This window comes from Halomonas sp. ABH4_019, assembly GCF_056159885.1.
Map to the genome: position 1 here is coordinate 128,269 of NZ_JBSWWC010000002.1, position 14,756 is coordinate 143,024.

General features: G+C 68.8%; 14 protein-coding genes and 1 pseudogene. 12 read left to right on the forward strand and 3 right to left on the reverse strand.

Going from position 1 to position 14,756, the window contains the following annotated elements:
• The first annotated feature begins 1 nt into the window (after position 1).
• The 9 genes and pseudogenes from ACXAFN_RS07770 (at position 2) to ACXAFN_RS07810 (ending at position 7,820) form a co-directional block, all read left to right on the forward strand.
• On the forward strand, positions 2-214 hold the full coding sequence (locus ACXAFN_RS07770) for a cbb3-type cytochrome oxidase subunit 3 (protein ID WP_474987685.1): 213 nt from the start codon (positions 2-4) through the stop codon (positions 212-214).
• Positions 211-1,140 (forward strand): cytochrome-c oxidase, cbb3-type subunit III, encoded by a 930-nt coding sequence (gene ccoP, locus ACXAFN_RS07775; protein WP_474987686.1) that lies wholly within the window; start codon positions 211-213, stop codon positions 1,138-1,140. Before ACXAFN_RS07770 ends, ccoP begins: the two co-directional genes overlap by 4 nt.
• Positions 1,141-1,245: 105 nt before the next feature.
• The gene (gene ccoG / locus ACXAFN_RS07780; protein WP_474987688.1) at positions 1,246-2,682 is read left to right on the forward strand and encodes a cytochrome c oxidase accessory protein CcoG; all 1,437 of its coding nucleotides are present in this window, start codon (positions 1,246-1,248) and stop codon (positions 2,680-2,682) included.
• Positions 2,682-3,194, forward strand: coding sequence for a FixH family protein (locus tag ACXAFN_RS07785; protein ID WP_474987690.1), 513 nt, complete (start codon positions 2,682-2,684; stop codon positions 3,192-3,194). The genes ccoG and ACXAFN_RS07785 overlap by 1 nt, the downstream gene beginning before the upstream one ends.
• 9 nt (positions 3,195-3,203) lie before the next feature.
• Positions 3,204-5,663, forward strand: coding sequence for a heavy metal translocating P-type ATPase (locus ACXAFN_RS07790; protein WP_474987692.1), 2,460 nt, complete (start codon positions 3,204-3,206; stop codon positions 5,661-5,663).
• Positions 5,660-5,890, forward strand: coding sequence for a cbb3-type cytochrome oxidase assembly protein CcoS (gene ccoS / locus ACXAFN_RS07795; RefSeq protein WP_474987693.1), 231 nt, complete (start codon positions 5,660-5,662; stop codon positions 5,888-5,890). The genes ACXAFN_RS07790 and ccoS overlap by 4 nt, the downstream gene beginning before the upstream one ends.
• A pseudogene (locus ACXAFN_RS07800) lies at positions 5,891-6,577 on the forward strand (sulfite exporter TauE/SafE family protein); the annotation flags it as partial. It lies immediately after the preceding gene.
• 317 nt (positions 6,578-6,894) lie between these two features.
• Positions 6,895-7,638: a fumarate/nitrate reduction transcriptional regulator Fnr gene (gene fnr, locus ACXAFN_RS07805; RefSeq protein ID WP_474987695.1), complete on the forward strand. Its 744-nt coding sequence runs from the start codon at positions 6,895-6,897 to the stop codon at positions 7,636-7,638.
• Between the two features lie 11 nt (positions 7,639-7,649).
• Complete coding sequence (locus ACXAFN_RS07810; protein ID WP_474987697.1) at positions 7,650-7,820, forward strand: hypothetical protein; 171 nt, start codon at positions 7,650-7,652, stop codon at positions 7,818-7,820.
• A gap of 42 nt (positions 7,821-7,862) precedes the next feature.
• Here ACXAFN_RS07810 and ttcA read toward each other — a convergent pair whose 3' ends face one another.
• The 3 genes from ttcA to ACXAFN_RS07825 all read right to left on the reverse strand — a co-directional run bounded on the left by ttcA (position 7,863) and on the right by ACXAFN_RS07825 (position 11,333).
• On the reverse strand, positions 7,863-8,765 hold the full coding sequence (ttcA, locus tag ACXAFN_RS07815; protein WP_474989087.1) for a tRNA 2-thiocytidine(32) synthetase TtcA: 903 nt from the start codon (positions 8,763-8,765) through the stop codon (positions 7,863-7,865).
• A gap of 80 nt (positions 8,766-8,845) precedes the next feature.
• Positions 8,846-9,472, reverse strand: a complete 627-nt coding sequence (locus ACXAFN_RS07820) for a 3'-5' exonuclease family protein (RefSeq protein ID WP_474987699.1) — start codon at positions 9,470-9,472, stop codon at positions 8,846-8,848.
• A gap of 34 nt (positions 9,473-9,506) precedes the next feature.
• Positions 9,507-11,333 (reverse strand): putative nucleotidyltransferase substrate binding domain-containing protein, encoded by a 1,827-nt coding sequence (locus ACXAFN_RS07825; protein WP_474987701.1) that lies wholly within the window; start codon positions 11,331-11,333, stop codon positions 9,507-9,509.
• A 723-nt stretch (positions 11,334-12,056) separates the two neighbouring features.
• Between ACXAFN_RS07825 and ACXAFN_RS07830 the strand changes: the two genes are divergently transcribed.
• From ACXAFN_RS07830 to ACXAFN_RS07840, 3 genes are all read left to right on the forward strand, one after another.
• Entirely contained in the window at positions 12,057-12,317 is a 261-nt protein-coding gene (locus ACXAFN_RS07830; protein WP_474987702.1) for a DUF4212 domain-containing protein, read from the forward strand.
• A gap of 6 nt (positions 12,318-12,323) precedes the next feature.
• Positions 12,324-14,117: a sodium:solute symporter family protein gene (locus ACXAFN_RS07835; RefSeq protein WP_474987703.1), complete on the forward strand. Its 1,794-nt coding sequence runs from the start codon at positions 12,324-12,326 to the stop codon at positions 14,115-14,117.
• A 92-nt stretch (positions 14,118-14,209) separates the two neighbouring features.
• Positions 14,210-14,725, forward strand: a complete 516-nt coding sequence (locus ACXAFN_RS07840; protein ID WP_474987705.1) for a hypothetical protein — start codon at positions 14,210-14,212, stop codon at positions 14,723-14,725.
• Positions 14,726-14,756 lie beyond the last annotated feature (31 nt).

Genomic DNA, 14,756 nt, shown 5'->3' on the forward strand with positions numbered 1-14,756 from the left:
CATGGATACCGGAACCCTCCGCGGCATCATCACCGCCCTCCTGCTGATCAGCTTCATCGGCCTGACCTGGTGGGCCTACTCGAAGCGGCGCAAGCCGGATTTCGACGAAGCGGCCAACCTGCCCTTCGCCGACGAGGAGGAGCGAGTGCACCGTGACTCGAGCGGCGCCGAGAACGCCGCGGCCCGACACGACAAGGGAGACGACAACACATGAACCATCTCTGGGGTGACTCCCTCTCCGGTTTCTGGAGCGCCTGGATCATCGTCATCACGCTGGGCACCATCGCCATCAGCGCCTGGGTGCTGTTCGCCAACCGCAAGACCGACAAGGCCGCGGACGACGAGGGCAACGTCGAGACCACCGGCCACACCGCCGACGAGATCGAGGAGTACGACAACCCGCTGCCGCGCTGGTGGTTCCAGCTCTACGTGGGCACGGTGATCTTCGCCCTGGGCTACCTGGTGCTCTACCCCGGCCTCGGCAACTACGCCGGGCTGCTGGGCTGGACCCAGGAGGGCCAGTGGGAACAAGAGGTGGCCCAGGCGGAGGAACGCTACGCGCCGATCTTCGCCCGTTACCAGCAGGTGCCGATCCCGGAGTTGGCCCGGGACGGCGAGGCCATGCGGGTCGCCGAGCGCATCTTCCTCAACAACTGCGCCATCTGCCACGGTTCCAACGCCCAGGGCGGCTACGGCTTCCCCAACCTGGTCGACGACGACTGGCTGTACGGCGGCACGCCGGACAGCATCGTGACCACCATCACCAACGGGCGTAGCGGCATGATGCCGGCCTGGCAGCAGCTCGGCGAGGACAACATCGGCAACCTGACCCAGTACGTGATGTCGCTGTCCGGCCAGGCCGAGGATGCCCGCCGCGCCGAGCAGGGCGCGGCGCTGTTCGCCTCGGTGTGCGCCGCCTGCCACGCCCCCGACGGCACCGGCAACCAGGCCCTCGGCGCCCCGGACCTGAGCGACGGCACCTGGCTGTACCGCCGCCCCGGCCAGTCGCTGGAGGCCTCCATCGGCGAGACCCTGCGCAACGGGCGCAACGGCCATATGCCCGCCCAGGCCGCCTATATCGGCGAGGACAAGGTCCACCTGGTGGCCGCCTATGTCTACGGCCTCAGTCGCCGCGACTGAGGCGGTCACGGCCCACTCGGGGGAAGGGAGCCGTCTCGCTTCCCCGCCGAGCGCCCCGGTGGCGGGAACGCCTTCCTCCGCCGGGCCGCCTGTCGAGAGCCCGTCATGAGCGACAAGATTCCCTTCCGTGACGTCACCCCGCCGCCCGTGGACCACCACGCGCCCGGACAGACCGTCACCCAGGCCATGTACGTCAGCCGTCGCCACCTCTACGTGCGCGAGATCCAGGGCCTCTTCCAGCGCCTGCGGCGCGGCGCCAACTGGGCGCTGATGCTGGCCTACTTCCTGACCCCATGGCTCGGCTGGGGCGACCGGCCGGCGGTCTGGTTCGACCTGCCCGGCCGCGAGTTCCATGTCTTCGCGGCCACCTTCTACCCCCAGGAGTTCATGCTGCTGTCCTGGCTCTTGATCATCTGCGCCTTCGGCCTGTTCTTCATCACCGTGTTCGCCGGTCGCCTGTGGTGCGGCTACGCCTGCCCGCAGAGCGTCTGGACCTTCCTGTTCATCTGGGTCGAACATCGCCTCGAGGGGCCGCGCAACCGCCGCATCAGGCTCGACCGGCGCGCCTGGGACGCCGACAAGGCCAGCCGCAAGCTGGCCAAGCACGCCGTCTGGCTGGCCATCGCCGCCGCTACCGGCCTGACCTTCGTCGGCTACTTCACGCCGATCCGCACGCTGACGGTGGAACTGCCACGGCTGGAGGCCCACGGCTGGTCCTACTTCTGGATCGGCTTCTTCACGCTGTTCACCTATCTCAACGCCGGCTGGCTGCGCGAGCAGGTCTGCATCTACATGTGCCCCTACGCCCGCTTCCAGGGGGTGATGTTCGATGCCGACACCCTGATCGTCTCCTATGATGCCGCCCGCGGCGAACCCCGCGGCCGGCGCAGCCGGCGCCTCGACCGTCCTCAGGCCCGGGAGGCCGGCCACGGCGACTGCATCGACTGCGAGCTGTGCGTGCAGGTCTGCCCCACCGGCATCGACATCCGCGACGGGCTGCAGTACGAATGCATCAGCTGCGCGGCCTGCATCGACGCCTGCGACGGCGTCATGGAGCGCATGGGCTATCCCCGCGGGCTGATCCGCTACACGACGGAGAACGCCCTCGAGGGCCGGACGACGCGCATCCTGCGCCCGCGCCTGCTGGGCTATCTGGCCGCACTGCTGGTGATGATCGGCCTGTTCGTCTGGGCACTCGGCGATCGCACGCCGCTGGGTCTCGAGGTCGAGCGCGACCGCCACCAGCTGTTCCAGCTGACCGACGACGGCCGGATTCGCAACGTCTACACCCTGACCGTGCGCAACCTGGACCGCGAGGAGCACGCCTACCGGCTCGCGGCCTCGGGCCTGGCGGGGCTGTCCTTGGACACCCGCCGGCTCAGCGTGCCCGCCGGCCAGTCGCGCCGGCTGGTGGTGGAGGTCACCGCCCCCGCCGCGTCCCTCGAGCGCCCCAGCCACGAGATCCTGCTGCGCCTGGAGGCCGTCGACGATCCCGACATCCGCCTCGAACGCGACAGCCGCTTCATAGGAGAGACCCGCTGATGACGGCGGAACACGAGCCCATCCCCCCCTGGTACAAGCAGTTCTGGCCCTGGTTCCTGATCGGCCTGCTGGGGTCCTCGGTGACCTTCAGCCTGGTCTACCTGACCCTGTCGATCCATTACTTCGACGGCACCGTCGCCGAGGACTATTACAAGGAAGGCCTGGCCATCAACCAGCAGATCGCCAAGCAGCGGCACGCCCAGGCGCTGGGGCTGGCCGCCACCCTGCGCGCCGATCCGGCCACCGGCGACATCGTCGTCGACCTGAGCGGCGAGGCGCGTCCCGAGCGGCTGGCGCTCAAGCTGATCTTCCCCACCGAGAGCCAGCGCGATCGCCTGCTGACGCTCGAGCATGTCCACGCCGGCCGCTACGTGACCATGCTCGACGCGCCGCTGCGCTATCGCTGGTATCTGCACCTGCAGCCCGACGAGGGCCCCCGGGCCGCCTGGCGGCTGACCGGCGAGGCCCGCTTCCCCACCGAGGACGCGATCCCCCTGGCCCCGGGGATCTGAGCCAGCGCCATGACCACGACCGCCGCCTCCCCAAGCGTCGAGACGCCCGCCTGCTACCATTGCGGCGGCGGGGTCGCCGAGCGCTCGCCCTGGACGCTGACCCTCGACGGCACCGTCCACCCCCTGTGCTGCCCCGGCTGCGAGGCGGTGGCCCGGGCCATCATCGACGGCGGCCTGGCCAGCTACTACCGTTTCCGCACCGAGCTGCCGGAACGTCCCGACGACCGCCGGGCGGCCCGGGCCGAGACCTGGGCGGTGTTCGACGACCCGGGACTGCAGGATCGCTTCGTGCATGCCGACGACGACGGCGTCCACGCCACCCTGGCGGTGGAGGGCATCACCTGCGCGGCCTGCGCCTGGCTCATCGAGCACCGCCTCAATGCCCTGGAGGGCGTCACCGCCAGCGCCGTGAACCTCGCCCAGCACCGCGTCCGGGTCCACTGGGACACCGAGCGCGTCACCCTATCGCGGGTGCTGGCCGAGCTGGCGGCCATCGGCTACCCGGCCCAGCCCTATGAGCCCGACCTCGCCCAGCACCGCCTGCAGCAGGAGGAACGTCGCCAGGTTCGCCGGCTGATCGTCGCCGCGGTGGGCATGATGCAGGTGGCGATGTTCTCGATTCCCTTCTACGTGGCCGGCGATGACGGGCTCGGCGCCGACTTCGACGCCCTCTTCCACTGGCTGGCCTTCGCCCTGACCACGCCGGTGGTGCTCTACGCCGCCCAGCCGTTCTTCGCCGGCGCCTGGCGCGACCTGCGCGCCCGCCAGCTGGGCATGGACGTGCCCGTCTCGCTGGCCATCGCCAGCGCCTACCTGGCCAGCGCCTGGGCGGTGATCGTCGGCCACGGCGACGTCTATTTCGATTCCGCGGCCATGTTCACCTTCTTCCTGCTGTTCGGGCGCCACCTGGAAGTGCGCGCCCGGCGGCGCAGCGGACGCCGCGGCAATGCCCTGGCCGAGATCCTGCCGCTGTCGGCGATCCGTCTCGGCGCCGACGGGGAGGAACGTATCCTGCCCGCCAGCGAGCTCGCCCCCGGCGACCGGGTGCTGGTCAAGCCCGGCCATGGCGTGCCCGCCGACGGAGTGATCGAGGCCGGCGCCTCCAGTCTCGACGAGGCGATGCTCACCGGCGAGCCGCTGCCGGTCGCCCGCGGCGTCGGCGACGCCGTGACCGGCGGCAGTCACAACGTCGAGAGCCCGCTGACGGTGCGCGTGACCCATGCCGGCCGCGATGCCCGGGCGGCGCGCCTGCTCGACCTCACCGACCGGGCCTTCGCCAGCCGGCCGCGGCTCGCCCGCCAGGCCGCCCGGCTGGCGCACCACTTCGTGCTCCAGGTGCTGCTGATCGCCGCCGCCACGGCGCTGGTGTGGAGCCTCGTCGACCCCGGCCGGGCCTTCTGGGTCACCCTCTCGGTGCTGGTGGTCAGCTGTCCCTGCGCCCTGGCGCTGGCCACGCCCACCGCCCTGACCGCGGGCCACGGTCGGCTCTATCGTCGCGGCCTGCTGCTGACCCGGGCCGACGCCCTGGAGACCCTGCCGGGGCTCGACCGGGTGATCTTCGACAAGACCGGCACCCTGACCGTCGGCGAGATGCGGCTCGCACGCACGGTGCCGCTGGACGGCGACGATGGCGAGCGGCTGGCGGCGGTGGCCGCGGCCCTGGAGGCCCACTCCGAACACCCCATCGCCCGGGCCTTTCGCTCCCACCGACGGGGGGATCGGGTCGCCGACGAGGTGATCGGCCGCCCCGGCCAGGGCCTGGAGGGCCGAATCGACGGTCGGCGCTGGCGGCTCGGCCGGCCGGACTTCGCCGCGCCCGGGGCCGCCGCCGTGGCGCTGGCTCCTCCCCCGGGCGATGCCCACTGGCTGCTGCTCGGTGAAGAGGGCGAACCGCGGGCCTGGTTCGCCCTGCACGACCGGCTGCGCGAGGACGCCGCCGAGACCCTCTCCGCCCTCAAGGCGCAAGGCCTGGCGGTGGAACTGCTGTCCGGCGACGGCGAGGCGCCCACCCGGGCCCTGGCCGAGCGGCTGGGCATCGACGAATGGCGGGCCCGGGCGAGCCCCGAGGACAAGCTGGCCCGGCTGCGCGCCCTGCAGGCCGAGGGGCAGCGAGTGGCGATGGTCGGCGACGGCATCAACGACGTGCCGGTGCTGGCCGGCGCCGACCTGGCCATCGCCATGAACGGCGCCACCGACCTGGCCCGCACCCGGGCCGATGCCGTGCTGCTCGGCCCGCGCCTGGGGCGGCTCGTCGAGGCCATCGAGATCGGCCGCGCCACGCGCCGGGTCATCCGCCAGAACCTCGGCTGGGCGCTGGCCTACAACCTGGTGGCGCTGCCCCCGGCGGCGCTGGGCTGGGTGCCCCCCTGGCTGGCCGCCCTCGGCATGTCGGCCAGCTCGCTGGTGGTGGTCGGCAACGCCCTGCGCCTGGCCCGGCCTTCTCCCGTCGCCTCGACGGAGCGCCCATGAGCATTCTCTACCTGCTGATTCCGCTGTCGCTGGTCCTGCTCGGCCTGGCGGTCGGGGCCTTCTTCTGGGCGGTCCGCCATGACCAGTTCGAGGACCTCGAGGGCCCCGCCCATCGCATCCTGTTCGACGATGACGACGACCGGCCACCGTCGTCACCGCCCGAGCCTGGCGACGTCCCCGTTTCACGCTCCGACGACCGGCCCCGCGACCCCCACAAGGATTCCTGAATGAACCCTACCGGACTCGACCTGCCCCCCTTGGCCACGGCCTTCGTCTTCGGCCTGCTCGGCGGCGCCCACTGCATCGGCATGTGCGGCGGCATCATGAGCGCCCTGAGCTTCGCCGTCCCCCCGAGCCTGCGTCATCCGGCCCGCCTGACCGGCCTGCTGCTGGGCTACAACCTGGGGCGCATCACCAGCTATGCGGCGGCCGGCGCCCTGGCCGCCGGTCTCGGCACCCTGGTCGGCGTGGCGCCCGGGGCGCGCCTGGCGCTCCAGGTGCTGGCGGCGGCGATGCTGATCCTGATGGCGCTCTACATCGCCGACTGGTGGAAGGGGCTGCTCAGGGTCGAAGCGATCGGCAAGCGGCTGTGGCGCCACCTGGAGCCGGTCGGCCGGCGATTGATGCCGGTGGTGAAAGTGCCCCAGGCGGTGGCACTGGGGGCCATCTGGGGCTGGTTGCCCTGCGGCCTGGTCTACTCGATGCTGGCCTGGAGCCTGGCCAGCGCCGATGCCGCTCGCGGCGCGGCCATGATGGCGGCCTTCGGCCTCGGCACCCTGCCGGCGCTGCTGGCCACCGGCCTGGCCGCCCGCCGGCTCGCGACGCTGATTCGCCACCCGGCGACCCGCAGCCTGGCCGCGGTGGCGATCATCGGCTTCGCCGTCTGGCAGCTATGGGGCCTGCGGCCCGGCGGCATGGATCACGGCGGAATGCACGCCGGCATGGCGCATGGCACGGAACACGCCGACATGGCCCACGGCACGGAACATGCCGACATGGCCCACGGCACGGAACACTCCGACATGGCCCACGGCACGGAACACACCGGCATGGCCCACGGCACGGAACACGCCGACATGACCCACGGCCAATCGCCCACCGACGGGGCACACGGCGGGACGTCCCCAGACGAGTCACACGACGCGGGACATGCCGGCCATCATTGATGCCATGGCAAAGGCCGATCCCCATCCGCCATAATGAGAGGCGTGCTTATATCAAGGAGGACAGCATGCCTGATAACGCCGCCGGCCGGCGTCGCTCGCTGCTGCACGAGACCCGCTGCGGGAACTGCAGCCTGAGTTCACTGTGCCTGCCGCTGGCCCTCGAGCTGGAGGACATCGACCAGTTCGACGCCATCATCCGTCGACGCTCGCCGCTCAAGAAGGGCGAGTCGCTGTTTCGCCAGGGCAGCCCCTTCACCAGCGTCTATGCGGTCCGTTCGGGGAGCCTCAAGCAGGTCACCAGCGAGGGCGGCGGCGACGACCAGCTCACCAACTTCTACTTGCCCAGCGAGCTGGTGGGGCTCGACGGCATCGATGAGGCCACCTATCCGGGCTCGGTCATCGCCCTGGAAACCACCACGGTGTGCGAGATCCCCTTCGACCGCCTGGACGCCCTCTCGGAACGACTGCCCCAGCTGCGCACCCAGCTCTATCGCAGCATGAGCAAGGAAATGCGCGACGATCGCCGCATGATGCGCCTACTGTCGCGCAAGACCGCCGACCAGCGCCTGGCGACCTTCTTCGCCAGCCTCTCCGACCGTTTCCGCCGTCGCGGCTATTCCCCGTACAGCTTTCGGCTCTCCATGTCGCGGGCCGATATCGGCAACTACCTGGGGCTGGCGGTGGAGACCGTCAGCCGCATCCTGGGCCGCTTCCAGCATCAGGGCCTGGTGGCCGTTTCCGGCCGCGAGGTCAATATCCTCGACCTGGAGGGCCTGGTTCGGCTGGCCGAAGAGGAAGGTTGTCACTAGCACGCTGTCGCGTGAGCTGGAAGCTGGAAGCTGGAAGCTGGAAGCTGGAAGCTGGAAGCTGGAAGCTGGAAGCTGGAAGACAGCATGAGCCCGGCGACTTCGGGATCAAGGGTTTTCTTCCAGCTTATGACTTCAATCTCCGGGCGAAGCCCGGCCGGGTTTTCTTCAAGCTTCCAGCTTGAGCCCGCGAAGCCGGCGTTCTTCCAGCTCCGGGCGAAGCCCGGCTATTCGTTGTGCAGGTCGATGCGGTCGGCCAGCATCTTCGCCTGCTTGTCCTCGAGGCCGGCGAAGTCGAACAGCTCGCGATCGGCCAGCTGCGAGGGCGCCACGTTGGTCACCGCCTTGAACATGCTCTCCAGGCGACCGGGGTGCTTGGCCTCCCACTCGGCGAGCATCTCCTTGACCACCTGACGCTGCAGGTTGGGCTGGGAGCCGCACAGGTTGCAGGGGATGATCGGGAATTCCATCCGCCGCGAGAACTCGGCGATATCGGCCTCGCGGCAGTAGGCCAGCGGGCGGATGACGATGTTCCTGCCGTCGTCGGAGAGCAGCTTGGGCGGCATCGACTTGAGGCTACCGCCGAAGAACATGTTGAGAAATAGCGTCTCGAGGATGTCCTCGCGATGGTGGCCCAGCGCGATCTTGGTGGCGCCGATCTCCTCGGCATAGCCGTAGAGCGAGCCGCGCCGCAGGCGCGAGCAGAGCGCACAGGTGGTCTTGCCTTCCGGGGTCTTCTCCTTGACCACCGAGTAGGTGTCGCGCTCGAGGATATGGTAGTCCACGCCGATGCCATCCAGGTACTCGGGGAGCACGTGCTCGGGGAATCCGGGCTGCTTCTGGTCGAGGTTCACCGCCACCAGCGAGAAGTTCACCGGCGCGTTGCGCTGCAGGCTGCGCAGGATCTCGAGCATGGTGTAGCTGTCCTTGCCACCGGACAGGCAGACCATCACCTTGTCGCCCTCGCGAATCATGTCGAAGTCGATGATGGCGTTGCCGACCTGGCGGCGCAGGCGCTTGTGCAGCTTGTTGAACTCGCGCTTGGCCTTCGCGGCGGCGGCAGGCGCAGGCGTCCCGGCGGAGGACGGCGCGTCGGCGGGGCGGGGATCGAACGTCACGGCATCTTGCATGGTCACGGCGCTGCCAGGGCTTCAGGAGTGGAACGGGCGCCTATGCTATCACCCTCGCCAGGGACTGGCGATGCACCGGGTCAGCCACTGTGGCGGGGCGCGGCGGCGTCCCGTGCCAGTCGCAGGTGCATCAGGGCGGTGGTCACCGCCGTGCCCAGGGCGCTGTGCCGCCCCATCACCGGGACACCGAGGCGCTCGGCGGCTCGCGAGAAGGGCACCAGCGGCTCGAGTTGCGGATGATGATGGCGCTGGCGGCGCTGGTAGAGCTGGGCCAGGTCGATGCCGGCATTGGGCAGGTCGAAGCCGAACCGGGCGCGTAGCGGGCGGTTGAGCACCGCGAGCTCTCGATCCAGCCGCCAGCTCACCAGCGGTCGATTGCCGACGAAATCCAGCAGGCCGTCCAGGGCCCGGTCCATGGCCACCCCATCGGCCAGGTCGATGCCGCGCAGGCCGTGGTGGCGAAGGCTCTCGACGTCGAGGCCCGACGGCCGGGCCAGGCGCAGCTCCAGCGATTCACTGGTCAGCACTCGATCGCCGCGCAGGCGGACCGCGGCGATGACCAGCGGCTCGGCCAGCCGAGCCTCGCCCCCGGTGTCCTGGACGGCCAGCGCCACCAGCTCCTCCCCGGTATAGGGATGGAAGAGCCAGCCATAGCGGCCATGGGCATGGCGATGGCGGTCGACCACGCGGCGCAGGGTTCTGAGCATATCGGGCTCCCGTACGGCGAGGCGTGTCAGGCCCCTATGAATATTCCAGGTGATAGCGGTGCGAGATCCGCTGCTTGAAGTCCTTGACGATATGCAGCGCCTCGCGCAGCAGGTCGCGTTCCAGCGACGACAGCGACTGCACCACCACCCGGTCCGGCTCGGCGCTGGGCGGCGCCCCCCCGGCCTCGCGACGGGCGAGCTGCTGCTCGAGGCGCAGCTGGGTGAACAGCGCCAGGGCCTCGCCCAGGTCCTCGGCGAAGCGCTCGTCCAGCCGTCCATCCGCCACCAGGGCATCCAGGCGCTCCAGGGTCCCGGTCGCCGAGATGCCGCGCTCCAGCGCCATGACCCGCACGCCGTGCACGATCGGGAAGATGCCGCCCTTCTTGATGTCGATGCCGTGCTGGGGCTTCTTCAACGAGCCGAACAGCGTCAGCGGCGTGGAGAAGCGCAGCACCGGCCGGGCGAAATACGACAGCAACAGCTCGTCCCGGGAGGCCTGCTCGAAGAGCGCGGACCGAACCCGCTCGAGCAGCGCCGCCTTGCCGGCTACCGCCTGGGCATCGAGCATGATCGCCAGCTTCATCAGGCTGTCACCGTCGCGCTGCTCCACCCAGCGGGCGATGCGCGCCTTCCACTGACGCTCGTTGCCCACCCAGTCGGGATTGGACACCATGATATTGCCCGGACAGCGCGGATAGCCCAGGCCCACCAGCGTCTCGGTGAAGTCAGCCATCCGCTCGATGCAGTCCGGCCAGTCCAGGCCGTCGTCGAGGATCAGCCCATTGTCCTGGTCGGTCTTGAGGATCTGCTCGCCGCGCCCCTCGCTGCCCATCACCATCAGGCAGCTGTCACGGCGATAGCGCTCGGCGATCGAGAACGCCCAGGCTTTGTGGATGATGCGCCCGTTCAGGGCCGCGAGCAGGCCCATGGCGAAGCGCAACTTGACGCCCTGGGCCATCAGCGCGCTGACCAGCTCGGGCGTGCGACGACTGGCCGCGGCCAGCGACGCCATGTCGTCGGCCTGCTCCACCTGCAGGCTCACCACATGGCTGCGGCTGGAGAAGAAGCTGAGCACGTCGGTCAGCTCCACCACCCCCACCGGCGCCTGCTCCTCGACGACCACCACCCGCTCCACGCGATGACGGGTCATCATCACCAGCACCTCGAAGAGGTACTGGTCGGGCCGTGCGGTGATCAGCGCGAACCGGGCCAGCGAGGCGAGCGGGCTATCCGCCCCGTGCCCCTCGAGGACCAGCGCCTCCAGCAGGTCGGTCTTGGTGACCATGCCGGGGCCGGCCGCGCCTTTCACCAGCAGGCTGTCGGCATGCCCCTCGTGCAGGCGACGCACCGCCTCGGCAATCGAGGCGTCCGCGTCGAGGCACAGCGGCGGGCGCATGCACTCGGCCACCCGCGCCAGCATGAAGCCGGCCATGCTGATGCCGCCATCGGCGCGTCGCTCGCTGAGCAGGCGAGTCTTGTGGGCCAGGCGCTGGCGGAAGAACTCGGCGAAGGCCGGATGCTCGTGACACAGCCGCGTGAACAGCGCCCTGGGCAGCAGGTAGCACAGCGTCTCCTGCTCGGCGCGAAAGCGATAGCGACTCTGGCCATTGAGAATGCTGATGGCGCCGAACAGGTCGCCGCCGGTGTAGTGGCCGATACGCTCGTCCTCGCCGGCACGGGAGGTATCGAGCTCGGCGACCTCGCCCTTGTGGATGAGAAACACATTCTCCCCGGCCTGGCCGGCCTCGAGGATGATCTCGTCGCGATCGAAGTAGGCGAGGTCGAGACTCCCGCGCACACACTCCCGCCCCGGATCATCCAGCAGGCTGAACGGCGGTTGGGTGAGATCGACATCGACCATCGACGGCCCCTCGTCACGGAAACCTCCGCGCCATTCCCTTCGACAGCGGGCCGGAGAATCGCCTCCGGGAGTAAGGTCTGACGGGAGCGGAAAGCTATGCTCCCAGAGTAGCAAAGCCGGACTCCCGGCCAGAATCTAGACCATGGTGTTATACGCGAACCGACGACCGCCTCTTCATCCGACGTGCGGTTACGACCAAGGTCATAACCGGCGATACGCCGGCAAATCGACCATCGACCTTCGGCGCCCCTACCAAGGTACTAATACTTCCCGTCCAGAGCCGAGCATGCCTTCGGTCATCGAATAGACGATCGTTCAACATTCCGCCGGCACGCTTCCGAAAAAACACGAAAGACAGACTGTAAATAACTGATTAAGTTATGATATTGAAAAACCTTTTAAATCGTTTTCCACTCATGATACGAAAGTCTGCGATGAATTTTCCGACATTGTTGACCAGCATTACCGTTGGGTGATGGGCAACGAGCGTCGCCCATCGACGAGGTGTCATGACAATGAAACCGGGAAGGTGGCGCCGGTCCACCCTGTCCTGCCAAGGCGGGAAGCCCGGGGGAAACGTCGCGACCCGCGACCACCCCGTGGCCCACTCCGCGGCAGGCGTCCACGACATCGCCGTGACACGGGCGTACCAACCGCGCCCGCAGGCGATACCACCGGACCGATGCAGGCCCCGGACCCCAACAACAACTGGAGAGCAACATCATGGCTGAAGAGACATCCAATGCCGAAGCCTACTGGAGGGCGAACCTGCGATTGATCGCCGGCTGCCTGGTCGTCTGGGCAGCCGTTTCCTATGGCTGCGCCATCCTGCTTCGCCCGCTGCTGGCAGGCATTCCCGTGGGTGGCACCGACCTTGGCTTCTGGTTCGCCCAGCAGGGTTCCATCCTCACCTTCATCGTCCTGATCTTCTTCTATGCCTGGAAGATGAATCGGCTGGACAAGCAATACGGGCTCGGGGAGTAAGCCAGCATGAGTCAATTCGCCATCAACGTGCTCTTCGTGGGCGCCTCCTTCGCCCTCTATATCGGCATCGCCATCTGGGCGAAGGCCGGTTCGACCAAGGACTTCTACGTCGCCGGCGGCGGGGTGCACCCGATCACCAACGGCATGGCCATCGGCGCGGACTGGATGTCGGCGGCCTCCTTCATCTCCATGGCCGGCCTGATCGCCGCCGGCGGCTACGCCAACTCCACCTTCCTGATGGGCTGGACGGGCGGCTACGTGCTGCTGGCCATGCTGCTGGCCCCCTACCTGCGCAAGTTCGGCAAGTTCACCGTGCCCGAGTTCATCGGCGACCGCTTCTACAGCAAGCAGGCGCGCATGGTCGCGGTGATCTGCCTGATCGTGGCCTCGGTGACCTACGTGATCGGCCAGATGGCCGGCGCCGGCGTGGCCTTCTCGCGCTTCCTGGAGGTGGATGCCACCACCGGCCTGATCATCGCCGCCGTGGTGATCTTCTTCTATTCGGTGCTGGGGGGCATGAAGGGCATCACCTACACCCAGGTGGCCCAGTACATCGTGCTGATCATCGCCTACACCATCCCGGCGGTGTTCATCTCCCTGGAGCTGACCGGCAACCCGCTGCCGCCGCTGGGGCTGTTCTCCGATCACAGCGAATCCGGCGTGCCGCTGCTGGCCAAACTCAACGAGGTGGTCACCGCGCTCGGCTTCAACGAGTACACGGCGGACGTGGACAACAAGCTCAACATGGTGCTGTTCACCCTGTCGCTGATGATCGGCACCGCCGGTCTGCCCCACGTCATCATCCGCTTCTTCACCGTGCCTAAGGTCGCCGACGCCCGTTGGTCCGCCGGCTGGGCCCTGGTGTTCATCGGCCTGCTGTACCTGACCGCACCGGCCGTGGCCTCCATGGCGCGCCTCAACATCGCCACCACCGTCTATCCCGACATGGCCGGCCAGGTCGAGAACGTCGAGGACGCGACGACCAACCCGATCCTCTACGAGGAGCGTCCCGGCTGGATCCGCACCTGGGAAGAAACCGGGCTGATCCAGTACGAGGACAAGAACGACGACGGCCGCATCCAGCTCTACAACGACACCGAAGCCTTCGCGTCGACCGCCGAAGCGCGCGGCTGGGAAGGCAACGAGCTGTCGGTCAACAATGACATCCTGGTGCTGGCCAACCCCGAGATCGCCAACCTGCCGGGCTGGGTGATTGGCCTGATCGCCGCCGGCGGCCTGGCCGCGGCGCTGTCCACGGCCGCGGGCCTGCTGCTGGCCATCTCCTCGGCGATCAGCCACGACCTGATCAAGGGGGCCATCAATCCCCGCATCACCGAGAAGGGCGAGCTGATGGCGGCGCGGATCTCGATGACGGTCGCCATCATCGTGGCCACCTACCTGGGCGCCAACCCCCCGGGCTTCGCCGCCCAGGTGGTGGCACTGGCCTTCGGCATCGCCGCCGCCTCGCTGTTCCCGGCGCTGATGATGGGGATCTTCTCCAAGCGGGTGAACAACCACGGCGCCATCGCCGGCATGCTCACCGGCCTGGTCTTCACCCTGGTCTACATCTTCGTCTACAAGGGCTGGTTCTTCATCCCGGGCACCAACAACCTGGCGGACACCCCGGAGAACTGGGTACTGGGCATCTCGCCGCTGTCCATCGGCGCGGTCGGGGCGATCATCAACTTCGCCGTGGCCTTCGCCGTCTCCAGGGCGACCGCCGAGCCGCCCCAGGAGATCCAGGACCTGGTCGAGAGCGTGCGCTATCCCAAGGGCGCTGGCACCGCCGTCGACCACTGAGTCATACTCATCCCGGCGCCGTGACGGCGCCGGCCCCCCACTCTCATGTCGGGCTTCCTGCGGGAAGCCCGACTGCTGTCAGGAAGCTGTCTATGATTTGGCACTTGATCGCGGCGATCTTCGCCGGGCTGGGCGCGGCGGGCATCGCCCTGCTGCTGCGCCTGCTCTCCGCCCAGCGGCTGCCGCGCTGGATCGTGCCGGCCTTCGCCGGCCTGGGCATGATCGCCTACCAGGTCCACCACGAGTACACCTGGTTCGATCACAAGCGCTCTCAGTTGCCCGACTCGGCCCGTGTCGTGGCCAGCGAGCAGCGGCCGGCCTTCTGGCGACCCTGGACCTATGTGGTGCCGCTGACCACGGCCTTCACGGTGATCGACGAGGACGGGCTGTCGCGCTCGCGGGCCGACGGCCAGCCACTGGCCGAGTTCATCCTCTATCGCTTCGAGATGGGCGCCGCCGACCGTCTCGCGCATCGCCCCCACCTGCTGAACTGCGACTCCGGCGAGCTGGTGCCGCTCGAGGAAGAGGGCGGCCGCCCGCAGACCGAAGCCATGCGAAGGCTCGCCGACGGCGACCCGCTGCGCCAGGCGGTCTGCCCGAACGCCTGAGACCGACCATCCCGGCCGGTTGACCGCCGGC